At 48.9% G+C, this 23,635-nt stretch carries 29 protein-coding genes and 1 other RNA gene; 5 read left to right on the forward strand and 25 right to left on the reverse strand.

The genetic code is table 11. From position 1 onward, the window contains the following. Window positions 1-2 precede the first annotated feature (2 nt). From NYE28_RS17545 to NYE28_RS17575, 7 genes are read right to left on the reverse strand one after another with little or no spacing between them, the layout of a single operon-like run. Window positions 3-1,010, reverse strand: coding sequence for an LLM class flavin-dependent oxidoreductase (locus NYE28_RS17545; protein ID WP_021494132.1), 1,008 nt, complete (start codon window positions 1,008-1,010; stop codon window positions 3-5). After that, window positions 1,007-1,786: an amino acid ABC transporter ATP-binding protein gene (locus tag NYE28_RS17550; RefSeq protein WP_342490188.1), complete on the reverse strand. Its 780-nt coding sequence runs from the start codon at window positions 1,784-1,786 to the stop codon at window positions 1,007-1,009. The genes NYE28_RS17545 and NYE28_RS17550 overlap by 4 nt, the downstream gene beginning before the upstream one ends. After that, window positions 1,783-2,490, reverse strand: a complete 708-nt coding sequence (locus tag NYE28_RS17555) for an amino acid ABC transporter permease (RefSeq protein ID WP_007613790.1) — start codon at window positions 2,488-2,490, stop codon at window positions 1,783-1,785. The genes NYE28_RS17550 and NYE28_RS17555 overlap by 4 nt, the downstream gene beginning before the upstream one ends. A 15-nt stretch (window positions 2,491-2,505) precedes the next feature. After that, window positions 2,506-3,228, reverse strand: a complete 723-nt coding sequence (locus tag NYE28_RS17560; protein ID WP_342490189.1) for an amino acid ABC transporter permease — start codon at window positions 3,226-3,228, stop codon at window positions 2,506-2,508. Between the two features lie 22 nt (window positions 3,229-3,250). Then, window positions 3,251-4,063 carry an amino acid ABC transporter substrate-binding protein gene (locus NYE28_RS17565; protein ID WP_021494133.1) on the reverse strand — a complete coding sequence of 271 codons (813 nt, stop codon included), beginning with the start codon at window positions 4,061-4,063 and terminating at the stop codon, window positions 3,251-3,253. 25 nt (window positions 4,064-4,088) lie between these two features. Continuing rightward, complete coding sequence (locus NYE28_RS17570; RefSeq protein WP_069007348.1) at window positions 4,089-4,901, reverse strand: amino acid ABC transporter substrate-binding protein; 813 nt, start codon at window positions 4,899-4,901, stop codon at window positions 4,089-4,091. Further along, window positions 4,898-5,437 carry a GNAT family N-acetyltransferase gene (locus NYE28_RS17575; protein WP_012118461.1) on the reverse strand — a complete coding sequence of 180 codons (540 nt, stop codon included), beginning with the start codon at window positions 5,435-5,437 and terminating at the stop codon, window positions 4,898-4,900. The genes NYE28_RS17570 and NYE28_RS17575 overlap by 4 nt, the downstream gene beginning before the upstream one ends. A gap of 151 nt (window positions 5,438-5,588) precedes the next feature. Between NYE28_RS17575 and NYE28_RS17580 the strand changes: the two genes are divergently transcribed. Further along, window positions 5,589-6,470 (forward strand): LysR family transcriptional regulator, encoded by an 882-nt coding sequence (locus NYE28_RS17580; RefSeq protein ID WP_023357134.1) that lies wholly within the window; start codon window positions 5,589-5,591, stop codon window positions 6,468-6,470. A gap of 51 nt (window positions 6,471-6,521) precedes the next feature. Here the strand turns inward: NYE28_RS17580 and NYE28_RS17585 are convergent, their stop codons facing one another. The 8 genes from NYE28_RS17585 to NYE28_RS17620 all read right to left on the reverse strand — a co-directional run bounded on the left by NYE28_RS17585 (window position 6,522) and on the right by NYE28_RS17620 (window position 12,701). Further along, window positions 6,522-7,316, reverse strand: coding sequence for an SDR family oxidoreductase (locus tag NYE28_RS17585; protein WP_160223275.1), 795 nt, complete (start codon window positions 7,314-7,316; stop codon window positions 6,522-6,524). Window positions 7,317-7,430: 114 nt separating this feature from the next. Beyond that, entirely contained in the window at window positions 7,431-7,736 is a 306-nt protein-coding gene (locus NYE28_RS17590) for a barstar family protein (protein WP_025285275.1), read from the reverse strand. A gap of 74 nt (window positions 7,737-7,810) precedes the next feature. Then, window positions 7,811-8,173, reverse strand: a transfer-messenger RNA (tmRNA) gene (gene ssrA / locus NYE28_RS17595). A 167-nt stretch (window positions 8,174-8,340) separates the two neighbouring features. After that, on the reverse strand, window positions 8,341-8,811 hold the full coding sequence (gene smpB, locus NYE28_RS17600) for an SsrA-binding protein (protein WP_003151688.1): 471 nt from the start codon (window positions 8,809-8,811) through the stop codon (window positions 8,341-8,343). A 139-nt stretch (window positions 8,812-8,950) separates the two neighbouring features. Further along, window positions 8,951-11,284: a ribonuclease R gene (gene rnr / locus NYE28_RS17605; RefSeq protein ID WP_015240595.1), complete on the reverse strand. Its 2,334-nt coding sequence runs from the start codon at window positions 11,282-11,284 to the stop codon at window positions 8,951-8,953. 18 nt (window positions 11,285-11,302) lie between these two features. Beyond that, window positions 11,303-12,043, reverse strand: a complete 741-nt coding sequence (locus NYE28_RS17610) for a carboxylesterase (protein WP_007409986.1) — start codon at window positions 12,041-12,043, stop codon at window positions 11,303-11,305. 118 nt (window positions 12,044-12,161) lie between these two features. Further along, window positions 12,162-12,392 carry a preprotein translocase subunit SecG gene (gene secG, locus NYE28_RS17615; RefSeq protein WP_003151681.1) on the reverse strand — a complete coding sequence of 77 codons (231 nt, stop codon included), beginning with the start codon at window positions 12,390-12,392 and terminating at the stop codon, window positions 12,162-12,164. Window positions 12,393-12,515: 123 nt separating this feature from the next. Then, window positions 12,516-12,701 (reverse strand): helix-turn-helix transcriptional regulator, encoded by a 186-nt coding sequence (locus NYE28_RS17620; RefSeq protein ID WP_087920807.1) that lies wholly within the window; start codon window positions 12,699-12,701, stop codon window positions 12,516-12,518. A gap of 195 nt (window positions 12,702-12,896) precedes the next feature. On the opposite strand from NYE28_RS17620, the gene NYE28_RS17625 reads away from it, so the two are divergent. The 3 genes from NYE28_RS17625 (at window position 12,897) to NYE28_RS17635 (ending at window position 14,162) form a co-directional block, all read left to right on the forward strand. Then, on the forward strand, window positions 12,897-13,307 hold the full coding sequence (locus NYE28_RS17625) for a helix-turn-helix transcriptional regulator (protein ID WP_003151677.1): 411 nt from the start codon (window positions 12,897-12,899) through the stop codon (window positions 13,305-13,307). Between the two features lie 24 nt (window positions 13,308-13,331). After that, window positions 13,332-13,763 carry a helix-turn-helix transcriptional regulator gene (locus NYE28_RS17630; RefSeq protein WP_069007388.1) on the forward strand — a complete coding sequence of 144 codons (432 nt, stop codon included), beginning with the start codon at window positions 13,332-13,334 and terminating at the stop codon, window positions 13,761-13,763. Between the two features lie 81 nt (window positions 13,764-13,844). Further along, window positions 13,845-14,162, forward strand: coding sequence for a winged helix-turn-helix transcriptional regulator (locus NYE28_RS17635; protein WP_003151672.1), 318 nt, complete (start codon window positions 13,845-13,847; stop codon window positions 14,160-14,162). 84 nt (window positions 14,163-14,246) lie between these two features. Here NYE28_RS17635 and NYE28_RS17640 read toward each other — a convergent pair whose 3' ends face one another. The 9 genes from NYE28_RS17640 to NYE28_RS17680 all read right to left on the reverse strand — a co-directional run bounded on the left by NYE28_RS17640 (window position 14,247) and on the right by NYE28_RS17680 (window position 22,094). Beyond that, window positions 14,247-15,650 (reverse strand): HAMP domain-containing sensor histidine kinase, encoded by a 1,404-nt coding sequence (locus tag NYE28_RS17640; protein ID WP_342490190.1) that lies wholly within the window; start codon window positions 15,648-15,650, stop codon window positions 14,247-14,249. Further along, a complete protein-coding gene (locus tag NYE28_RS17645) occupies window positions 15,641-16,303 on the reverse strand; it encodes a response regulator transcription factor (protein ID WP_332275764.1) in 663 nt (220 codons plus the stop codon). Before NYE28_RS17645 ends, NYE28_RS17640 begins: the two co-directional genes overlap by 10 nt. 21 nt (window positions 16,304-16,324) lie before the next feature. After that, complete coding sequence (locus tag NYE28_RS17650) at window positions 16,325-17,098, reverse strand: lantibiotic immunity ABC transporter MutG family permease subunit (RefSeq protein ID WP_342490191.1); 774 nt, start codon at window positions 17,096-17,098, stop codon at window positions 16,325-16,327. Continuing rightward, the gene (locus tag NYE28_RS17655; RefSeq protein ID WP_342490192.1) at window positions 17,095-17,829 is read right to left on the reverse strand and encodes a lantibiotic immunity ABC transporter MutE/EpiE family permease subunit; all 735 of its coding nucleotides are present in this window, start codon (window positions 17,827-17,829) and stop codon (window positions 17,095-17,097) included. Before NYE28_RS17655 ends, NYE28_RS17650 begins: the two co-directional genes overlap by 4 nt. Beyond that, window positions 17,826-18,539 (reverse strand): lantibiotic protection ABC transporter ATP-binding protein, encoded by a 714-nt coding sequence (locus NYE28_RS17660; RefSeq protein WP_007613824.1) that lies wholly within the window; start codon window positions 18,537-18,539, stop codon window positions 17,826-17,828. The genes NYE28_RS17655 and NYE28_RS17660 overlap by 4 nt, the downstream gene beginning before the upstream one ends. A 111-nt stretch (window positions 18,540-18,650) precedes the next feature. Next, window positions 18,651-19,328 carry an ABC transporter permease gene (locus NYE28_RS17665; protein WP_040238875.1) on the reverse strand — a complete coding sequence of 226 codons (678 nt, stop codon included), beginning with the start codon at window positions 19,326-19,328 and terminating at the stop codon, window positions 18,651-18,653. Between the two features lie 18 nt (window positions 19,329-19,346). Then, on the reverse strand, window positions 19,347-20,216 hold the full coding sequence (locus NYE28_RS17670; RefSeq protein WP_223252814.1) for an osmoprotectant ABC transporter substrate-binding protein: 870 nt from the start codon (window positions 20,214-20,216) through the stop codon (window positions 19,347-19,349). A gap of 62 nt (window positions 20,217-20,278) precedes the next feature. Further along, window positions 20,279-20,932 (reverse strand): ABC transporter permease, encoded by a 654-nt coding sequence (locus NYE28_RS17675; protein ID WP_007409977.1) that lies wholly within the window; start codon window positions 20,930-20,932, stop codon window positions 20,279-20,281. A 16-nt stretch (window positions 20,933-20,948) separates the two neighbouring features. After that, window positions 20,949-22,094 carry a betaine/proline/choline family ABC transporter ATP-binding protein gene (locus NYE28_RS17680; RefSeq protein ID WP_014418902.1) on the reverse strand — a complete coding sequence of 382 codons (1,146 nt, stop codon included), beginning with the start codon at window positions 22,092-22,094 and terminating at the stop codon, window positions 20,949-20,951. Window positions 22,095-22,379: 285 nt separating this feature from the next. On the opposite strand from NYE28_RS17680, the gene NYE28_RS17685 reads away from it, so the two are divergent. Further along, on the forward strand, window positions 22,380-22,913 hold the full coding sequence (locus NYE28_RS17685; protein ID WP_003151660.1) for a GbsR/MarR family transcriptional regulator: 534 nt from the start codon (window positions 22,380-22,382) through the stop codon (window positions 22,911-22,913). Window positions 22,914-22,946: 33 nt separating this feature from the next. On the opposite strand, the gene opuCD is transcribed toward NYE28_RS17685, so the two are convergent. Beyond that, window positions 22,947-23,621 carry a glycine betaine/carnitine/choline/choline sulfate ABC transporter permease OpuCD gene (gene opuCD / locus NYE28_RS17690; protein WP_012118473.1) on the reverse strand — a complete coding sequence of 225 codons (675 nt, stop codon included), beginning with the start codon at window positions 23,619-23,621 and terminating at the stop codon, window positions 22,947-22,949. Window positions 23,622-23,635 lie beyond the last annotated feature (14 nt).

Below are 23,635 nucleotides of genomic sequence, written 5' to 3' on the forward strand. Positions count from 1 at the left end.
TCCTATAATTGTGGGGCCGGCTGCACCGCTTCGCTTAACAGCCGGTAAGACAATCGTTTTTCCTCAGCGTTTTTGATAGGCGACAAAATCACAAAATCAGTAATGCTGTACTGAACGGATAATCGTCGCAGCTCGGCGGCAGTCTCTTCTTTTGTCCCGGCAATCACACCCGTCTTTTGTGTAATCAGCTTATATGGCTGCGTGACTTGTTCAAGAAACGCTTCCGCTTGTTCCCGGGAACCGACATTCACCTTTTTGCCGTCTTCGAGAATGATTTTGACCGACTCACGCGATACGACGTGTTTTTCCGCTTCTGCTTTTGTATGCGCGGTAAATACCATCGGCGCAAGGTGAAATTCCGCCTTCGATCCTTTCGGCAGATGCTCGTCAAAGGCGTGGCGCGCTTTTTCTAACGCAGCCTCTTCACCGTTTATGAAATAGGCGAAAACGAAGGAAATGCCGAGTTTGGCCGCGGATATCGCGCTTTCCGCGCTGCCGCCGAGCAAAAAGAGGTCAGGCGCATACTCAGTATGCGGCGCCGGCCGCAATGACGCATAGCGGTGTGAGTCCGGAAAATCATTTCGGATGAAATGAGTCAGCTCCTCAAGCTTTTCTTCAAATAAACGGGCGGGCTGGATAAGCTCCCGCTGCAGCGCATCGGTTGACAGCTGAAATCCGCCGGGCGCTTTGCCGACACCAAGCGCCACACGGCCGGGAGCAAGAGCGGACAAAACCCGGAACTGCTCCGCCACTTTATAAGGACTGTAATGCTGCAGCATCACCCCGCCGGATGCGAGACGGATTTTTTTCGTGCTTGCGGCAAGATACCCCAGAACAATTTCCGGCGCTGATCCCGCTATCTCTTCATTGTTATGATGCTCCGCCGCCCAGAAACGGTCATATCCGTATTGTTCAGCCTCCTGAGCCAATTTCACCGTTTGCCGCAAGGCTTCTTCTGCGGTTTGGTTTTCCGCGGTGACACTTTGGTCTAAAATGCTTAAACGAATCATACGACAGGCTCCTTTATGCGCTCTTTTATGTCATAACCGTAATCAGGCAGCACGCGGCGGAGGAACTTCTTCGTTCTTTCTTTTTTCGTCTTGTAAAAGACTTCCTCAGGCGTTCCTTGTTCCACGATTGCTCCTTCATCCATAAACACAATTTGGTCGGACACTCTTCTGGCGAATTCCATTTCATGAGTAACAATGATCATGGTGGCGCCGGTCCGCACAATGTTAAGCATCACCTCGAGCACCTCGCCGACAAGCTCCGGATCAAGGGCTGCGGTCGGTTCATCAAACAGCATCACATCAGGATGAATGGCAAGCGCCCTGGCAATTCCGACCCGCTGCTTTTGGCCTCCCGACAGCTGATTCGGATAGGCGTTCAATTTATCCTGAAGCCCCACCTTGGCCAGTTCCCGCTCGGCAATGGCGTACGCATCTGTTTTTTTCATTTTCCTTGCGACCGTCAGGCCTTCCATAACATTTTGAATCGCCGTTTTATGCGAAAACAAATGATATTGCTGAAAAACCATCGCCGTCTGTTTCCTCAGTCTGAGAATGTCTTTTTTGGCAGGCTTTTTGCAGTTAATGACTTCACCGTGCAGCGAAATGGCGCCCTCATCCGGCCGCTCAAGTAAATTAAGGCAGCGCAGAAAAGTGGTTTTCCCGGAACCGCTCGGGCCGATGATGGTCACGACTTCTCCTTTCCGGACACTTAAATTGATCCCCTTTAGCACGTGATGACTGCCAAAATGTTTCTGAATGTTTCGGATTTCGATCATAATGCGCCTCCTTGATATCTGGCCGCCCTTTTTTCCGCCAGACTGTTTACAGCTTCGAGAATCAGCGTTAATCCCCAATAAATCACGGCAGCCCCGATAAATGCTTCCAGAAATGCATAGTTATCGGATGCCGCAATCGTCGCCGTTCCTGTAATTTCAGGCACCGCAACAATTGCCGCGATGGAAGTGGTATGCAAAAAGCCGATGCCTATGTTGGTGAAGTTCGGCAGCGATATCATGAACGCCTGCGGCAGAACCACGCGCCGAATCATCTGGCCCCGCGTCAAGCCGATTGAATATGCCGCCTCCGCCTGCCCCGTATCGACGGCCATGATCCCGGAACGGAGAATTTCCGTCATATAAGCGCCTGCCGTTAATGACAGTGCCATGATGACAAACACGGCGACCGGAATCTGATTGGCCGACCAGCCGAGATGAAACGCGCGGCTGAATTGATCGGCAATCAGCGGAACCCCTAAATAAATCAGCATAATATGGAGAATCGCCGGGGTGCTGCGAAAAAAAGACACGTAAAACGATGAGCAGGCCAGCAGCCATTTGATGCGGAATATACGCACCGTGATATTGCCGAGAGCTATGAAAAATCCGGCAATAATCGGAATGACCGTCATTGCCAATGTAAGCGGAACGGTTTTCATCATTTGTTTGATCGCAGTGCCGATAAATGGAATATCCAGCTCCACTGTTCTCCCTCCTTTTCAGCCGTGCGCGCTCATGTCAAAAATCGTCACAAGGCGCGTCTCATCTTTCTTGATTCGTTTTTCGGCCCATCTGAAGACACATTCAAATAAAAGGGCGGCCGCATAATACAGAACAGAAAGCGAGATATACACTTCTAAAGAATGATTGCTCGATGTAATCAAGGTCTGTCCTCTGCCCGACATATCCATCACCCCGATCGAAAAAGCGAGTGATGTATCTTTTAAGAAACCGATCACCATATTTCCGATGTTGGGAAAGGCCTGCACAAGCGCCTGCGGCAGAATGATGCGCCGGAATGTCTGCCCCCCGTTCAGCCCGATGCTGAAAGCAGCCTCCGCCTGCCCGCGGTCGACGCTGTTCACACCTCCCCTGATGATTTCGGCCGCTCTTGCCGCGCTGCTCAGCGCGTACGTGGCGATGGCCGCATACAAAGGGTCCATTTTGGAGGTATCAATTCCGGCGAGCGCCGTGAGCGCCGGAATACCGTAAAACACAATAAACAGCTGCACCATGATGGGCGTTCCTCTGAAAAAAGAGATATACAGCTTCGCAAACTGATTCAAAACGGGAATGCGATAGATGCGGGGCAGCGCCAAAAGCAGCCCCAATAGAAAGCCGAACAGCAGAGACACCGCCAATATATACAGCGTGACGGGCAAATACCCGAGCAATGTCGGCACAAAGGACGCGATCATACTGATATCAAACGCTTTTTCCATTGCCGATCCCTCTCTTTTTCACTTAATATTGCTCCTTTGAATAATCCGCGCCGAGCCACTTTTCACTCAGCTTTTTAAGCGTGCCGTCATCAATGATTTCCTGCAGGGCTTTATCAATGTCATCACTCAGCGTTTGTTCATTTTTGTTAAACATAAAGAACACTTTGGCATTTGACAGCACCCCGCCGACTGTTTTTTCTTTGATCGCGCTCGTTTTGTTTTGGAAATCGACGGCAAACGGCGTAGAAATCGTCGCATCGGCGCGGCCGGATTTCAGCTGATTGGCCGCATCGTTGGAGCCTTGGCCGGCATAAGCAATTTCAAACGGACTGCCGTGTTTTTCATTCCATTTTTTCAGCACAAGCGCGCCGTTTGACGTCGGACTTGTAATGACCCGCTTTCCTTTCAAGTCATCAATGCCGTGAATGTTCCCGTTTTCTTGAAGCACCGTGATTTTCAGCGGGAAGTTGTTATACGCGACTTGATTGAACAGAAATTTTTTCTCCCGTTCGGCGCTTTTCTCCATTTGATGGGCTACGATATCGACTTTATGCTGGCCGAGGCTGACAAGCAGGTTGGAGAAATCCATCGTTTTAAAAGTGAAACGATAGTCCGGCAGGCGCCTATCAAGCTCTTTCACCAGCTCAACGTCGTAGCCCGTCAATTTGCCTTTATCATCAATAAAGCAAATATTCGGAAATTGAGTTCCCGTGCCGACCGTGATGTTCTTCACGTTTTTCTGATTGCCTGATGCCGCCTCCCCGCCCGCGCCGCAGGCTGATAACGCCGCCGTTGCGGCAATTGTTAATGACATGACCGCCAATCTTATTTTCATGTGATCGCCCCGTTTTCTGCTTCAATTATTTCGTGAAACTTGATTTTGAATAATCCGCGCCGAGCCATTTTTCACTCAGTCTTTTCAATGTGCCGTCCTTCTCAAGCTTTTGAATCGCCCGATCCGTATCGTCGGCCAGGGTTTGGCTGTTTTTATTGAACATAAAATACACCTCGGTATCCAGCAGCACATCACCGACCGTTTTTTGTTTGAACGCGTGCGTCTTATTTTGAAAATCGACGGCAAACGGCGTGGATACGGTGGCGTCAGCGCGTCCTGTCTCCATTTGGTTTGCTGTATCACTGCTGCCCTGCCCGGCGTATTTCAAATGTATCGGGCTGCCGTGGGTTTTGTTGTATGCCGTCATATAATCCGCCGCGTTTGACGTCGCGCCGACGATGACGGTTTTCCCTTTTAAATCCCGGAGCGTGTGTATCGCGTCATTATCCGCCTTCACCGTGATGTACATCGGCGAGTAGTTATACGGGATTTTGTGATACAAAAAGCGTTTCTCCCGTTCCTTATTTTTCGCCATATTGTGCGCGATCACGTCAATTTTCCGGTTTCCGAGACTTGTAAGCAGATTCGAAAAATCCATCGTCTTAAAGACAAATTTGTATTGCGGCAGCTGTTTATCAATGGCTTTCATCACTTCAATGTCATAGCCGGTCAGCTCGCCTTTTTCATCCATAAAAGCAATGTTCGGAAAATCAGTTCCCGTGCCGACAATGACGGTCTGCACGCCGCTCCCCGCTTTTGTGCTTTCTCCTTGCCCGCACCCGGCCAGCACGCCGAGCAGCAGAAGCAGACAGCCGGCTCTGATCCGTTTTTTTATCATTGCGCCCAGCTCGGTGTGCCTAACAGCGACGCGTCAAACCGCTCCGGTATGAGCACCTTTCTCATCATGACTCCGATGTCTCCGTCTTTCTCCTGCTCAAAATACACTTCATACCCCCTCCGTCTGTACATATCTACAAGCCAGGGATGCTTGCGCGCCGAAGTGCCGAGCGTGATGGCCGGGGCCTTCAGCGTATCCCGCAGCACGTGTTCCTCCACATAAGTCAAAAGTTTGCTGCCGATGCCTTGCCCCTTCAGCTCAGGAAGCGTCGCAAACCACCAGACGAACGGATATTTTGACGGAGGCGTTTCACTCTCCCACGGAAAACGGATCGTAATTGTTGAAAGAAGCCGTCCGTCCCGTTCAAGCACGACGGCTGAATGATTTTCAATATTTTCTGTTACCATATCGATGTCGGCCCGCGCCGACGGCCAGTCAATCTCCAAATTGCGGATCGGCTGAAACGCGCTGTACAGCAGCTCTAAAAACTCCGGCGCATCCTTTTTCTCAGCCAATCGAAATATGTCTTCACTCATTCCGGTCACTCTCCCCGCAAAAATATATAATTCCAATTTGTTTACTAAGCTTTGATTGTTTATACTATAAAGCAAACTGATTTATTTGACTAATCAAAAAAAGTAAAGGAAAGGTTCAAGAAAATTAATGAACAGCCGGGAGGGGATTTCGTTGGAATTACGCACCATTAAGACGTTCCATACGATCGTACAGTCAGGCAGCTTTTATAAAGCCGCCGAAATTCTGAACTACTCACAGCCGACGATTTCAATGCGGATTAAACAGCTGGAACAGGATGTAGGCGCGCAGCTGTTTGAACGGGGAAAGAAGCTGAAGCTGACAAGGGCGGGGCGGCTGTTTCATGAGCGGGCCGGGCAGCTTCTCGCGCAATACGAGGTGCTTGACCATACTCTGGCCGACATCAGACAGGGGCAGGCCGGCCTTATTCACATCGGCATATCCGAACCGACGGCAAGCCTGATCTTCCCTGCCGTACTGCGGGGGTTTTTAGATGATTATCCTGACATGTCGGTCAATGTCAGCGTGGATGATGCCAATACATGCAGCCGCAAACTGCTGGAGGGCGCCATTGATTTTGCCGTATGCGGCGAGCCGGAGCTGATTCTGGAGAATTATTTCGATCCGTTTTTCCATGACTCGCTCAATGTCATCGTGTCCGACAGACATCCCCTTGCCGCCAAAGCAAGCATCAATCTCGAAGACTTAGAAAATGAATGCCTGATTTTTACGCCCGCCAATTGCCCGATCCGGATTCAAATTGAACAGCACCTGCAGCGGTCCATCGGCAGCCGCTATCGAAAAATGGAGCTGACCAGCAGCATGGCTCACCAATACTATGTCAGGGAAAATATCGGCGTCTCAATCTTTACGGCGACGGCGCACTCAGAACCGATCGAGGGCACGAAGGTCATTCCGATCCATAACTTAACAATTTCACCGCCGGTCGGGCTGTTGACAAACCAAAAAGAAGAGCATTTTGACTGCGCCACAAAAGATTTAATCAGCAGGATCATCGGCCGGTTTTCAGCGTGATCCGCATTACAAAAACCCCCGCCACTTTGCGGGGGTTTTTGTATATTCATCTTATATAATGCTCCGCACCAAGCCGCCGTCGATCCGCAATGCAGATCCGTTAATGGCAGACGACAGCGGGCTGCTTAAAAAGGCGACAAAGTGGGCGATTTCTTCCGGACGGATCAATCGCTGAATGATCGACGTCGGACGATTTTCCTTCATAAATCGTCTCTCCGCCTCCGCCGCGGTCAGGTTTTCACCGGGATAAAGCGACTCGAGCATTGTTTCGACGCCCTCTGTTTTCGTGGAGCCGGGCATGACCGTATTCACCGTCACATTCGTCCCTTCCGTGAGCTCGGCCAGACTGCGTGACAGCGACAGCTGCGTTGTTTTCGTAGCGCTGTAATGGGCCATTTCCTGAGAAGGCATGACGGCCGCTTCACTCGCGATAAAAATCACCCGCCCTTCCTTCCGTTCAATCATCCGCTTTGCATACCGGCGTGTCAGCCTCACGCCGCTCATGATATTCACCTCGAAAAACCGGAGCCACTCTTCGTCAGGAATATCAAAGTATTTCGCAGGTTCAAAGATTCCTAAATTGTTGACGAGAATATCCACATCAGGGTACTGCTGAAAAATCGCGCCGCATCCTTCCGCCGTGCCTAAATCAAATGCGGCCGGATAGAGACGGGCATCCGGCGTCTGTTTCTCTAGTTCCCGGATCGTTTCGTTCACCTTTTCTTCACGGCGTCCGTTAATGATCACAGCCGCACCTTCTGCAATCAGCGAAGCCGCAATCGCCTTCCCGATGCCTGACGTAGATCCCGTCACAAGCGCCGTCTTTCCTTTCAACTGCAAATCCATCATCCATTCCTCCCTATCGCAAGTCTCTTCTTATATATGGACAGAAATCGAAAGCCTGAAACCTTCCGTCCCTATTATCGGATAGAAAAATAGATGAGGGGAAGTACGCACTTTTTAGTGCCTGTCCGTTGTCCCGGCTGACGGCTGATCGATTTGAATGAAAAATTCACCATCTAATTCTGCCTGAGCCTTTTTTAATATCCTTAATACATTATCAGCATCCGAACCCAATTCCTTCTGACTGATGTCAAAATTCTTCCACACCAAAGTCAGCGGAAGTTCGATCCAGCCTGTCAGACAATCCCATAAGGCATTCAGATTTTCACCATAAAAGTCCGGGAATTCTAATTGATCTTTTAAGATTCGGTGTAATGCTTCTGTGCTTGTAACATCTTTTCCGTCTATGATGACGATTTCCATTTACATTCACTCCTTTTTTCGGCATGAAAAAACCGCAGTGCGGTCAAGTGACGGCACTGCGGTTCCTCTGTTATGTATGGAGACGGTGGGAGTCGAACCCACGTCCAGAAACATCGATTACTTAAGCGTCTACGAGCGTAGCCTGCATATTTCGTGTTTCACTCGTCTTCGTGCCTGCGGGCGGGCCTTCCGAGAGCTAGTCTGTCAGTCTCTTCTTACGTTCTCAGACGGGAACGCAAGCGTAGCCTACTTGGATGTGCTCTTCACGGACACATAGGCAAGGTCAGGAAGAGCTCGCTGCGTTTATTAGGCAGCTAGTGCTAAGTTTTGGTTAAAACTTTTAGTTTTGCCAGTTATATTTAGGTGCGTGTTAACGAGATCGCCTCTCGGCTCGCAGCTCAAGCTCGATCCATCCCTGTCGAATCCGTAACGTCCCCTTGTTAAGGGTATACGGGAGATCTATCAAGCTCTTGCTCAACTGGCTGTACTGTTATTATACCATGATCACAGGCAAATTCAATTGGGAATGTCTTCAATAAACAGCCTGTGAATCTGATGTGTGAACAGTATAGCATAGGGCAGTTATCACATCAAGGCTCAGGCATCAGAAGCCTTTTTGTCTGTCTCTGAACGCTCTTTCGATTTCTCTTTTGGCGTCTTTTCGTTTTAAATCTTCGCGTTTATCGTATGTTTTCTTCCCTTTTCCGAGGCCGATTAACACTTTGGCAAAGCCGTTTTTCAAGTACAGCTTCAGCGGCACGAGAGAATAGCCTTTCTCTTTCGTCAGGCCGATCAGCTTATTGATTTCTTTCCGGTGCATCAAAAGCTTTCTCGTCCGGAGCGGGTCGTGGTTATAGCGGTTTCCCTGCTCGTACGGGCTGATGTGCATATTGTGGAGGAACACTTCGCCTCGCTCGATTTTCGCAAAGGAATCCTTCATGTTTACGCGGCCGGCGCGGATGGACTTAATCTCCGTTCCCTGCAGCACGATGCCTGTTTCATAGGTTTCTTCTATAAAGTAATCATGGTTTGCTTTTTTGTTTTGCGATAGTACTTTGCCTGATCCTTTTGGCATGCCTTATCCTCCTCTCTCCGCAAAAACCGTTCATGTGTGCGATACGCTTTATTTTAGCAAATGGAGCGTTCCGCGACAATGAAAATGCGGCTTGCGAAAGAAAGCAAACAGAGCATTTTGCCCCATTTGCTTTTCGCATTTACTTCTTCTTTTTGCGTTTTTGTTTCGGCGCGTTTTGGAAACCGCGTTTTTTCTTTTTCTTCTTCGGTTTTGTAAACCATTCCCCTTTTTCCTCCGATTTCGGCGGTGAAGCCGGGGTATTGCTGTTTAACACACGTTTCCGCGCCGGTCTGCCGCGTTTTCTGCGGTCGCCTGTCGTTTCTCTCGGACGGCGGGTGCCTTTCATGCCGACAATTTCAAAGTCGATGTTTCTCTCATCTTTATTGACGTCGACGACTTTGACCGTGATTTCATCTCCGATCCGGTAAACGTTGCCCGTGCGTTCGCCGATCATGGCGAAATGCTGCTCGTCAAAACGGTAATAATCATCCGTCATAAAGCTGACGTGCACAAGACCTTCAATCGTATTCGGCAGCTCGACAAACATTCCGAAATTCGTGACGGAACTGATCATGCCGTCAAATTCCTCGCCGATTTTATCAAGCATATATTCCGCTTTTTTCAGATCGTCCGTTTCCCGCTCTGCATCAACGGCGCGCCGTTCCATCGTTGACGTATGGTCAGCGATTTCCGGAAGGCGTTCGGCCCACTTTTCTTGAGTCGCTTCGTCCGATTGTCCGTTGATCAAATACGTTCTGATCAGCCTGTGAACGATTAAGTCAGGATAGCGGCGGATCGGCGATGTGAAGTGCGTATAAAATTCAGTCGCCAGCCCGAAATGGCCCAAGCTGTGCGGGTCGTATTTCGCCTGCTTCATGGAACGGAGCATGACGGTTGAAATCACCGTTTCTTCCGGACGGTCCCGCACTTCATCAAGAATGCTTTGCAGCGCGCGCGGATGAATGTCTCCGGCTTTTCCTTTAACGATATAACCGAATGTCGTGACGAACTCCAAGAACTTTTGCAGTTTTTCGGCGTTCGGCTCTTCGTGAATCCGGTAAATAAACGGCACGTTCATCCAATGGAAGTGCTCGGCCACCGTTTCGTTTGCGACAAGCATGAATTCTTCAATCAGCTTTTCCGCTACTGAGCGCTCTCTGATGACGACGTCTTTAACGGCGCCTTCCTCATCGACGAGCACTTTCGCCTCTTTGAAATCAAAATCCACGGCGCCGCGGTCCATCCGTTTCGCCCGGAGAATTTCCGCCAGACGTTCCATGTCTTTAAACATCGGGACGAGCGGCTCATATCTTTCTTTCAGCTCGGCGTCGTCTTCTGTGAGTATCTGGTTGACATCTGAATAGGTCATTCTTTCCGTCGTTTTAATGACGCTTTGGAAGATCTCGTGCTCTGTCACCTGGCCCTGCTGGTTGATTGTCATTTCGCAGGAAAGCGTCAGCCGGTCGACCTTCGGATTTAAAGAACAGATTCCGTTAGACAGTCTGTGCGGAATCATCGGAATGACCCGGTCAACCAAGTACACGCTTGTCCCTCTTTCCAGCGCTTCTTTGTCAATCGGGGAATTCTCCGTGACGTAATGGCTGACGTCCGCAATATGGACGCCGAGCTTGTAGCTGCCGTTATCAAGCTTTGTCACGGTGACGGCGTCATCCAGATCCTTCGCATCCGCGCCGTCAATGGTGACAATGACCTGATCGCGGAGATCACGGCGGTCTTTGATGTCTTTTTCATCGATGGTATCCGGCGTGCTTGTTGCCTGCTCCATCGCTTCAGCCGGAAAATCTCCCGGCAGGCCGTGCTTATGGATAATTGATAAAATATCGATGCCCGGATCATTTTTATGGCCGAGTATTTCAACGATTTCTCCTTCGGCGTTCATTCTGCCTTCAGGGTAGCTTGTCAGTTTGACGACGACTTTATGGCCTTCCGCAGCGCCGTTATTGGCATGTTTCGGAATAAAAATATCACTCGTGATTTTCTTATCATCCGGGATGACAAAACCGAAGCTTTTCGTTTCTGTGTATGTGCCCACGACGCGGTCGATGCTTCTTTCCAAGATGCGGATGACCGTGCCTTCCTGTCTCGATCCGCTTGACTGGGAATTGAGCCGAACCATGACGATATCGCCGTTCATGGCCGTATTCAGCTCATTCGGCGGAATAAACACATCGCTTAAAGAGGTATCCTCCGGCAATAGAAACGCGAATCCCTTTGCATGCGCGGAAATTTTTCCTTTTACTAAATTCATTTTTTCCGGAAGCCCGTAGCGGTTGCTTCTGGTGCGGACGATCTGTCCCGTCTCCTCGAGCGCCACCAGCGCTTTTACCAGCTCTTTAAATTCATCTGCTTCCGTGATGTTCAGCATCTCCTCAAGTTCCTGAACGGTAAGGGGCTTGTACGCCTCTTCCTTCATAAACGCGAGAAGACGGTCCATAAACGCTTCTTTTTCCATTATTCGACCTCCTGTTTGTTACCAATCGAGTTTCTCTAAAAATTCGTACACATCCTGATGAACGAGGTCCCGTTCTTTATCGAGCGTAATGACATGACCTGATTCTTCATACCATTTCAGCTGTTTGTCGTCCGTTTCCACCTCGTTGTAAATGATGTTCGCACTTTCTGTATTAATCATATGGTCATGCCGTGCCTGAACCACAAATGTCGGGGAATAGATCATGTCGACGTTTTTGCGCACATCGGCAATCAGCTCCTGAAGCGATTTGAGCGTATTCATCGGTGTTTTTTCAAACTCCTTCATTTCCTTTTCAATCTGCTCCGGCTGTTTTCCTTCGAATTTTTTATAATTGCGCGCGTAGGAGAGAACTCCTTCGTACATAACCTCTTCACTTTTAATGTGCATCGGCGCACACATAGGAACAATTCCCTTTATGGGTACAGTGTAACCCAATTTCAATGAAAAAACCCCGCCAAGCGACAGTCCGCAGGCCGCAATGTTTTCATAGCCTTCAGACCGTAAATATTCATAACCGTCCATGACGTCTTTCCACCAATCTTCAGGCCCTGTATGTACCAGCTCTTCCGGCGGAACGCCGTGCCCTTTATATTGAGGCGCGTGACAAGTGTAGCCGCGCTCATTCAAGTAGCGGCCGAGCATTCTGACGTCTGCCGTATTTCCCGTAAATCCGTGCAGCAGAAGCACCGCTTTGTCTCCGCCTTTAAATGTAAATGGTTTTGGTGTCACAATTTTCATGCTCATAACCCCTTTTTTGCACATTCAATTTAGTTTTCCACAGTTTTGCGAGAAACAAACGCCGTCTCTCAACAAGAAAAAGGCCTGATATTAAATCAGACCTTATACAAACATTGCCTTATACGATATACGCCAGCGAAATCGTCAACACGAAAAACAAGACTGCCAGCACAACGGTTGTGCGGTGAAGAATCAGATCAAGGCCCCTTGCTTTCTGTTTTCCGAAAAGCTGCTCCGCCCCGCCTGAAATTGCACCCGATAAACCGGCGCTTTTGCTGGTTTGAAGCAATACGACAATAATAAGTGCAATACTGACGATGACCAATAAGGTAATCAATAATGTGTGCATCCCATACACCTCCAGACTGACTGGCCTACATTGCTTCTATTTTACATGAAAAACAAAGGCATGTCACGCCGTATCGGTGCACATCATGTCAGAAAAACGGAAATGCGTTTGAATTTTCCATCATCATTGACTTTTGTCAACAAAGTCGTAGTAAAAAAGATCTTCAAATTTCATGTCAAAGTAATAGAGCATTTTTCCGATGACCAGCTGGCCCGGCCTCCGCTCTCCATTCAGTACACGGCTCAGTGTGGCGGGAGATATTCCGATCTCCAGGGCGAGCTGGTTTAACGAGTAGTCATTATTGACCATATACTGCAGCACATAATCTCTTCTGATCTGTATCTTTTCGACCACTTTCTTCACCTTCCGTTCTGTCAAATACTTTCTTTCTTATACATAAGATACGGCTTTTGTTAACTTTTGTCAATACTTTTCCAGCCTGGCTATTCCCTTTAGTCAATAAACATACTAGAATATAAATAGACCGCGGGAGGGGGAGAGACTGTGGAAAGCTTCGGGAAACAATTGCGGACATTGCGGGAAAAAAGGCATCTGACAGTGAACCAGCTGGCAACGTATTCAGGCGTCAGCGCCGCGGGAATCTCGCGGATTGAAAACGGCAAACGCGGGGTGCCGAAACCTGCAACCATTAAAAAGCTCGCAGATGCGTTAAAAATCCCGTATGAGGAACTGATGCAGACGGCGGGATACATAGAGACCGTTCAGGAAACGAGAGCCCCGTACGACACGGGCTGCACCTTGCTGGAAAAAGCCGAAACGTATGAGCTGCATGATTTATCCCTATTGGAGCGGGAGAACTGGCGGCACCTGTCGAAAGAAGACTTGGTTCTGCTTGATAAATACTTTGCGTTCTTATCGGCTGAAGCCAAAAAAAGAACAAATGAAGACTCATGACTTTGCACATGTGAGGCGATCTTATTGAACACATTCGGAAAGCAATTAAGAGAGCTGCGCCGCGCCCGGAAGCTTACCGTCAATCAGCTTGCCGTCTATTCCGGCGTCAGCTCGGCGACCATTTCCAGAATTGAAAACGGGCACCGCGGCATTCCTAAACCCGCGACCATCCGAAAATTGGCGGACACATTAAAAATTCCGTACGAGGAGTTAATGGCGCGGGCCGGACACATCAAGGCATTTCAGGAAGAAATCCGCGAAACCTCCGAAAGCTATCAATCCATCTGCGCCATCTATCAGACCGCCGTTGACAGAGGCGCGGACCATCTGCCGCTGTTTGACAGCAAAAAGTGGCAGCATTTCACAAAAGAAGATATTGAAAGCGTCAGCAAATACTTTGATTTTATCGCGGCTGAAGCGAAAAAGCGCTCCCCGGATTCCTCATCCTCTTTTTGATCCTCTCCTCAACTTAACAAGCGCCAGACGTACGTTCCCTCCGATTTTGCGGTATAATAGCAGAAGACGAGGTGAAAAAGCATGAACCAATCAGAAATGTGCCCCAGATTCGAAAAAGCGGTCGACATCCTAAGTAAACGCTGGGTGGCTCTAATCGTCTTTCAGTTATTGAACGGACAGCAGCGATTTAGCGAAATTGAAGCGGCGCTTCCGAATTTAAGCGGAAGAGTCTTGTCAGAACGTCTGAAAGAACTTGAAACAGAAGGTGTCATCAAACGGGATGTTATCCCCGAAACGCCTGTCCGCATTGAGTATTCTTTAACGGAAAAAGGCTGCGCATTAGCCCCTATTTTAGAGGAAATTTCCAAGTGGTCTTCAACATGGATTGATCCTTCCTGATAAACTCTTTTCCGCATAAGCGGCTGATCTTTCAAACGGACAGCCGTTTTTATTTTTGCTTTTCTTAAACAGAAAAACAAGCCCTCAGGCGTGCAGGGCTTGTTTTTGTCTGACGCCTTCCAGCGGAATTCGAATCTCCGCCCGGGCTCCTCCAGACTCCTGATTTTCAAGTATTAATTCGCCGTGGTGAAGATGTACGACATGATGGGCGAATGTAAGCCCCATGCCGTGATGCCCCGCCGAATGTCTGCTTTTATCTTCCGTGTAAAAAAGCTGTGTCGCTCTTTTCAGCGCTTCCGGCGAGAACCCGCTTCCGCTGTCGGATACGGCGAGATGGAGGGCGGAATCGGTGCACAGGACGTCCACACGGATTTCCCCTCCTTCCGGCGTATAGTCGACGGCATTTGCCGCGATATTCATGACCGCCCTGTGGAGCATCTCATGATCGATCGGCGCTTCTATTCGGTCAATTCCCCGTTCGCTGAGGACGAGATCAATCTGTTTCGGCCCCGCAAGCGCCGCCGCGTCACGATATATGTTTTGAATCCACTCTTTGAGGTCGGTATATTCCACATGAACGGCAACTGCCTCCTCCGCTTTAGAAAGCTGGATCAGCTGTCCGACATAATGCTCGATTTTGTTTCCGGCATCCAGAATATACTGCGCATATTCCGCCTGCTCCTCATCAGGTTCTGTTAACTGAAGCAGTTCGGCATTTCCTTTAATGATCGTTGCCGGAATTTTAATATCATGCGCAAGCGCGCCGATTTGTTCTTTCTTTATCCGCTCCGCCTCCCATTGCGCCGCCAGAGATGCCTGAAGCGCGTCTTTCATTTTCAGCAGAGAGTCAATGACATCGTCAAATTCTTTTATACGCGACCTTTTTGGATTGATATTTAAATTCTGTTTTTGAATGCTTGCCGTAATGGAGCTGAGTGTGCTGAAATGCCGTCTCAGCTGATTGGCGAAACGCGTCGTCACAATAAAAACGGTCAAAAGAAGCAAAGTGATCAGAATCGTAAGACCCGTCCATTCATAATTCGGCAGATAGCGCCTTAACAGCGGCGACTGAAATTCCGACCTGAGTGAATATTGGAGAACGCCGTATTCATCTTTCCGATTTATCACCATGAATCCTTTTTGAGCATAATTAAAATACGGCTGATGCTGAATCTTTTTTCTCGCGTTGGCCGCATCTTGTTCCGTCATCGTTCCTTTTATCATCCGCTTTGTTTTTTTATCAAAAACGGCGTATGTCATACCTGCGGGGATCATGTCTTCTGTTATCTTTTCCGCTGATTTCAGGCGGGGTTTGATCTGTTCCGCCTCATGCTCGCTGTAGTTTGCGGGCAGGATCGCTCCGGCATTCATAGCAATGGCATTTAAGGCGACACATAATGCCGCCACCCCCATCGTGCTCAGACACAGTATGATCGTAAATTTGACAAGCTCTTTGCGGATGCTGGATTTTCCTTTTGCTATTCCCATTTGTATCCGACACCCCACACCGTTTTGATCGGATCAGCCCCGTGTTCTTTACATTTTTTCCGGATGGTTCTGATAAACTCCGTAATGGTTGAATAGAGCGCATCGCCGTCCAAGCCGTACACTTCCTCGTAAATCTGCTCCCGTGAGAATGTTCTGTTTTTATGCTGTGCCAGACATTCAACGATTTTATATTCGTTTTTCGTAAGAGGCAGTTTCCGGTCATCAATCCATACTTCTTTATTGTCAAAATCAAACATGAAGCCTGATATCAGCCGTTTCGTCTGACGCTTTTCCCGCCGTTCCCTTCTGACATGCGCGTTTACCCTTGCCATCAATTCCTGTACGCCGAACGGCTTTGTGATGTAATCATCAGCGCCTGTCATGAGGCCTTTCACAATGGATTCTTCGTCAGACTTTGCCGTTAAAAACAGGATCGGGCTGTCCACCAGCGGCCGAATCCGCCGGCAGAGTTCAATCCCGTCTGTTCCGGGCATCATGACATCAAGAAGAATCAAATCATAGCCTTGAAAAAAATCCAATGACTGATCCTCCGCTTTTTCCAGAATCGTTACTGTATGCTGATCACGCTGTAAAATGTTTCTGATCAGAACGAGAATATCTTTTTCATCATCAATTGCTAAAATGTTTGCCACCGGCCGAATCGCTCCTTGCCTTTATTCATATGAACGCCGCCCTTCCCATCTTCTGCACCAATAGAGGCCGGCCAGACATAATATCACTATAGAAAAATATAACATTATTTCTCCGAATCTCATATCGTATCTTACATAAGGGAGGAACTCTTTTTTGACTTTGTCAAAATGCAGCAGTCCTGCAAGGCCTGAAAGCCGCACGCTCCATGCCCACGGGAAAAAACGCCAGATGATATCGCCAAGTCCCGTATTCATGAGCGCCGCCATTAATAATCCCGCACCCCCTAAAAGCCCGGTCGGTCCCATGCCGTACTTTATGCCGACAAAAAAAGACATCATATAAAGCGGAATACTGCCGGCAATCAGCCATGCCCCTCCTTTTAAAAAGAGAAGATACGGGAGATCATTGATGTGAAGAACAAATTTCATCCCCGCCAAATAAAGACAGATGGCGAGACCTGCCGATAACACATTCAATAGGAGCAGCAAAAGCAGCTTGCCCGCAAAACTGATGATTTTAGAATACGGAACCGCCAGCATCATCTGAAAATGACCCGCCTGTTCCTCGACGGAGGCAGACATGCCGCAGACAATACTGATGATGAAAGGGTATAAAACGGCAATCGCGCTGAAGAAGACGCTGTACAGCACATAAGGCTCCTGAATCCTTCCATACATCATATATAACAGGAAAAATCCCGCGCATAAAACCGGCGCCGCAGCATGCATCCATATGAGCGGCGTGCGCTTCATTTTTAATACATCGGCCCACATATATCGTAAAAGCACGGTCATGACCGGTTTCCCCCTTTTGAAAAAGACACGGCGGAAACAAAACTTATTGCGATAAAAGAAAGAATAGAAAGAATAATAGCCGGAATGATCACGTTTCCGTTTAATAAGCCGCTGTTTGCGGGAAGCGGAATTCCGTTCGGATGGATCCCGAGAATCGGTGACATCACCCGGACTGACCAGCTCCATGGACTCAGCCACCACAATGAACCTGACGCCGGCACAATGCCTAAAACAAAGGCGGCGATCATATTCACGAGAATGGCTGCCGTAAACCCGAACTGTCTGGCAATCCATAAGCACAATGGGATTTCCCAAAGCGTCGTCAGCCACAAAAGGGAGCTTGCTTCAATACCTTTCAGCTGAACCGCAGCAATTGCCGGAAACACAAGGCCAAGCAAAAACATGATGACTAAAAAGACGATTTGCGACAGGAGTGAATACAGCGCGATCAAGCTTATTTTTGAGAACCATATGCTCTTCAAGTCAGCCGGCAGTGAGTACACCGCGCGGTCAATCGCAGATTTTTTCTCTTTTTTAACAGATAAACCGCACATTAGAGCAATCATGAGCGGCATGAAAATAACCGCCCACCAATTGAACGTGCCCGTCATAAAATAGGCCGTATTCAGCAGAAAAGAAAAAGCCGTGTTCAGAAGCGGGATAAGAATGATCAGCTTTCTGATAAATGTTCTTTTAGATGTAAGGTGTTCCGCCTGCATGTACTGAATCATTTCCCAGTCCCCGCTTTCTCCCGTGTCGATTTGACAACCTCCAGAAACAGCCGCTCCAGATCGTCTTCCCGGCTGATTTCTCCCTGATATCCTAAAACGCCGTCACTGATGATTCCGATATGGTCTGCGATCTGCTCGACTTCTGATAACAGGTGGCTTGATAAAATAACCGTTATTCCCTGTCCGGGCAGGGAGCGGATAAATTCCCGCAAATCCTGAATTCCCATCGGGTCCAATCCGTTTGTCGGCTCATCAAGAATTAAAAGCGACGGACGGTTTAATAATGCTAACGCAATGCCGAGACGCTGTTTCATCCCCATGGAAAATTGTCCGGCACGCTTTTTTCCGGTTCCCGTTAATCCCGTGATTTCCAACACTTCCGCAATCCTTGAATCAGGCAGTCCGAGCATCACGCAGCGGACTTTCAGATTTTCAGCGGCTGTCAGGTTGCTGTAAAGCGGCGGCGCTTCAATCAGGGAACCGATGCTTTTCAAATCTTCGCGCTTCCATGTATGTCCGTCGAACAGAACCTTGCCGGATGTTTGCTGCAGCATGCCGGTCAATATTTTAAGTGTCGTTGATTTTCCCGCGCCGTTCGGACCGAGCAGGCCGTAAATACTGTTTCGCTTAACCGATAGAGACACATCAGCCACTGCCTGTTGTCTGCCGAATGATTTTTGCAGCTGTCTCGTTTCTAAGATGTTGCTCATATGATTACCCCTCTGCTTTGTTATTTGATAAGTAAGACTTTACAGCGCAGTTATCAAAATTTAATCAAGAAATCAAAAAAAAGCATCCTTCACGCGGAAGAATGCTTTTTTTCATGAGGCTGAGCGTACGATCAGCTTTCTTTTTTGTTTTTTCACCGGGCTGAGGGCTCGTTCCAGCCACGCCATCAGCAGGTCTGCGGCTACCGCCATCAGCGCGGTCGGAATGGCGCCCGCCAAAATAATAGCGGTTCCGTTTGTCGCGTTCGACCCTCTGACGATCATATCGCCGAGGCCGCCCGCCCCGACGAAGGTGCCGATCGCCGTGATGCCGATAGCAATGACGAGCGCCGTTCGGAGACCCGCCATAATGACGGAAAGCGCAAGCGGCAGCTCCACCATACGAAGGATTTGGTATTTCGTCATGCCCATCGCTTTTCCCGACTCGAGATAAGCGTGCTCGATATTGATAATGCCCGTGTGCGTATTTCTGAGAATCGGCAGCAGTGAATACAAAAACAAAGCCGTGATGACCGTATTGGCGCCGAGTCCCATGACGAGCATCAGGACGGCGAGCATCGCAAGCGCCGGAACGGTTTGAATCACGTTCGCCACAGCAAACACCCAGCCGGCGAGACGCCCGTGCCTTGCTGTCACAATTCCGGCCGGAATGGCGAGAATGGCGGCGAAAACGACGCCGTACGCCGACATGAGAAAGTGCCGCCAGCACTCATACAGAACATAACTGCCGTTTTGAGCATAATACGTAAACAGCTCCTTCATCGTGTCCATCCGCACATCTCCTTTCCGTTATTCAAAGTAATGATGTTTTTCTAAATATTCCTTGGCCACGACGGACGGCTCTTTTAATCGGCCGTCAACTTCGTAATTCATTTTCTGCATCATCTTTGTATCAATCGCGCCGATCATTTTATTGATCACGCCCTCCAGTTCGGGATGCTCTTTTAATACTTGATCCGGAACGACGGGTGAACAGTCATACGGAGGAAAGAACCGCTTATCATCCTTCAGCGTTTTCAGTCCGTAAGCGATGATTCTTCCGTCGGTGGAATAAGCGAGCGCGATATCCATCTTTCTGCTTTTCAGCGCGTCGTAAACAAGGCCGATCTGCATCGGATACGTGCCTTCAAATGACATTCCGTATGTGTTCATAAAATCCTGATATCCGTTGCCTCTCAGCTTCATCCAATAGTTATCGACGCCGAATTTCAGATGAGACGCTTCTTTTTTGACATCGGATACCGATTCTAAATGGTACTTGCGGGCAAGCTGTCCGGAAACGGTAAAGACGTATGTATTATCAAAGCCGTAAGAATCAAACCATTTCATGTCATATCTGTTTTGAAATTCACGCTGAACGAGCCGCAGCGCTTTGTCCGGGTCTTTTTCCGGCTCCATGCGAAGCGTCCCGGTCAGCGCGTCTCCTGTATAGCGCGTCGCGGCGATATCAATATCACCGTTTATCAAGGATTGCTGCTGTACGGCATTGGAGCCGAGATTTTTAATAACCGTTGTCTTCAACCCGCTATGATGTTCGATCATCTGTCCGAGCATGCTCGCGATGATTTCTGATTCGGTCATGCTTTGCGCACCGATTTTGATGGTATCCTCCGACGCGGCGCTCAATCCCGGGAGCGAACAGCCGCCAAGGAGCAGCATGCCGATACAGGCGATTGCGAGCAGCCGTTTTTTGCATCTATTCCCCATGAGAGACCTCCTCCTTATGAAGCGTCCTTTATGCTTTTCAGCCCGTCAGGCGTGACTTTCCGTTCTGTCATCCCCAGCATGTAATCGACGGCTGCCGCCAGCACTGTGACCGGAACGGCGCCTGCGATAATATACTCCGGCTGATAAAGGTTTAAGCCGATAAAAATGTAATCTCCCAGCCCGCCTCCGCCGATAAAGGAGGCGAGCGTCGCCCAGCCGATTAAATAAATCGAAGACGTCCTGATGCCCGCCATGATGACCGGAGCGGCAAGCGGGAGCTCTACAAGCCTGATCTGCTCCCATGCCGTCATGCCGATTCCTTTTCCCGATTCCAAAAGATGCCGATTGACGCCGAGAATCCCCGTATACGTGTTTCTGAGAATCGGCAGCATCGAATAGAAAAACAGCGCCGCAACGGCCGGGATCTTTCCTACGCCTAAAAGCGGAATAAAAAACGCAAGAATGGCAAGGCTCGGCAAGGTTTGAATGATGTTGACGATGCCGATGACGGCACCGGCTCCTCTTTTCATCCTCGTCAGCAGGACGCCGAGCGGAACGGCGGCGAGAATGCCCGCCATGACGGCGATTAATGAGATGTACAGATGCTCCCATGTTTTATAAAGCATCTCTCCTCCATTTGCCTGTAAAAATTGCACGGTCTGATTCATATCAATTGAAGCCTCCTCATGACATCACCGCGAGCTGATTCTCTTCTCCCCAGATGGAGTCATAGACGATGTCAACGAGGCTTGCCCTTGTCACGATTCCCGTTAGCCGGCCGGCTTCATCAAGGACCGGCACAAATTTCATGCCTCTTTTTAAAATTTTATGGACGGCGTCGCGAAGCAGAGTGCCGCTTCTGACCGTGTACAGATCCCGCTCAAGCACTTCCGCGACGGTTACCGCTTGTCTTCGTTTGCGGTCAATCATCTCCACATCGACATAACCTTGGAGAACGTTCTTTTCATCAATGACGAGCAGCGAATCCACTCGCTCGGCACGCATCAGCTGAATGGCGGCTGACAGTGTTTTCTCAGGTGTTACCGTCACGGGATCGGGATTCATGATCTGCTCCACCCGTTCAATATCAGGGCTGGATGATTGGATCAGCCGTTCCTTGCCGATAAACTCCTCAACAAATTCATTCGCCGGAAATCTGAGAATCTCATCAGGCGTTCCGGCCTGGACGATTTCTCCCGCTTTCAGAATGACGATTCTGTCCGCAAGCTTGATGGCTTCGTCCATATCATGGGTAACAAATACGATGGTTTTATGTAAGGTTTTTTGCAGTTTTTTAAATTCTTCCTGAAGGGAATCTCTCGTAATCGGGTCAAGCGCCCCGAACGGTTCATCCATTAAGATGAGCGGCGGCTCTGCGGCAAGTGCCCGTAATACACCTATTCGCTGCTGCTGTCCTCCGCTCAGTTCATGAGGGTAACGGTCTAAATATTCAGGCCCCATATCAACGAGCTTTAAAAGCTCCCGCGCCCGTTCCTTCCGTTTTTCGGCAGGATGCTTTAAAAGCTTCGGAACGAGCGTAATGTTCTGCTGAATGGTCATATGCGGAAACAGCCCGATCTGCTGGATGACATAGCCGATGCTTCTTCTGAGTTCCACCGGGTCTTGTTCCATAATGTTTCGGCCTTCTATCAGGATTCTGCCTTCTGTCGGTTCAATTAAGCGGTTGATCATTTTCATCGTCGTCGTTTTGCCGCAGCCGCTCGGCCCGATAAAACAAATAAATTCGCCTTTGGCGATATTCAGGTTGATGCTGTTGACGGCTTTTTTCCCGCCTTTATACATTTTCGAGACATTTTCTAATGTCAGCAAACACTCACACCTCCACAATTAAGTTTATTCAATTCGTTAAATTCAAATTTAACTTTTCAGACAATTGAACGTTTTCCATTATAAATTAAACTTTGTAAATTAAAAAGTTTACAATTTGTCCATATTATATATAAAGGTTGTGTAAGCACTGATTAACCCGTATTGACCGGCAAAGTTCTTCTTATTGCTCCGGATTACTGCCAAATTCTCTCGGAAGAGCATTTCCGCCGGTTTAAAAATGTGGTATATTGACATCGGAATTGCTGACTGAAAGGATTGAAACTGTTGGAGAAAGATCCGTTACACGTAATCGAACAAGCTGAAGATCATTTGATAGAACGAATCGCTGAAAATATGCATACATTCGGAATGCCCGCGACGGTGGGGCGCATTTTAGGCATTATTTATATGAACCGCAAGCCGATGACCTTAACTGAATTATCAGAAGCGACCGGCATGAGCAAAACGAGAATGAGCCAGGCGGTCCGTGAAATGCTTGACGTCAATCTGGCGGAAAAAGTGTTTGAAAAAGGCGTCCGCAAAGATTTATACGACGTCGAGCAGGATTATTACCAAACCTTTATTACGCTGTTTACGGCCACATGGAGCAAGGTCGTCAGCAAAAATAAAATGATGCATAAAAAGCTGAACCGCGAACTGACAGCCGTCCTTGAAAACGGCGTGCCGGAAGAAGCTGAGGAAAAAATCAACGAACTGCTGAAAGAATTAAAGGATTGGCTTGATTACTACAACTGGATCAGCCGTCTGATCGAGTTTTTTGAAAGCGAAGAAATTTTCAAGCATGTTCCGAAGCCATAAGAAAAAAACGCCCTGACCCGCAAGGCGTTTTTTTCATGCCGCATTCGGCGCTTTGGTTCGTTTTTTCTTTCTCACCGGACTCAGCGCCCGCTCCAGCCATGCCATCACAAGATCTGCGATAACGGCCATCAGCGCTGTCGGAATGGCGCCGGCCAAAATAATCGCGGTTCCGTTCGTGGCGTTTGAGCCCCTGACAATAATGTCACCGAGTCCGCCCGCGCCGACAAACGTACCGATTGCCGTAATACCGATCGCGATGACGAGCGCCGTCCGCAGCCCCGCCATGATGACGGAAAGCGCAAGCGGCAGCTCCACCATGCGGAGCACCTGAAATTTGGTCATGCCCATCGCTTTTCCCGATTCAAGATAAGCGTGTTCAATGCTGGCGATTCCCGTGTACGTATTCCGGATGATCGGAAGAAGCGAATATAAAAACAGCGACAATATCACCGTATTGGCGCCGAGCCCCATGACGAGCATCAGCACCGCAAGCATCGCAAGCGCCGGCACGGTCTGAATCACGTTTGTCACCGCGAATACCCAGCCGCTTAATGTTCTGTGCCTGGCAATGAAGATGCCGAGCGGGACACCGACGATCGCCGCAAATAAAACGCCGTATACCGACATGAGAAAATGGCGGTAAAACTCCTGAAGCACATAGGCGCCGTTTTGAGAATAATAAGTGCCGAGCTGCTGCAGCACTTCCATTTGCCCCACCTCAT

The sequence above is a fragment of the Bacillus sp. FSL R5-0443 genome (assembly GCF_038608285.1).
GTDB classification, from domain to species: Bacteria; Bacillota; Bacilli; order Bacillales; family Bacillaceae; genus Bacillus; species Bacillus velezensis.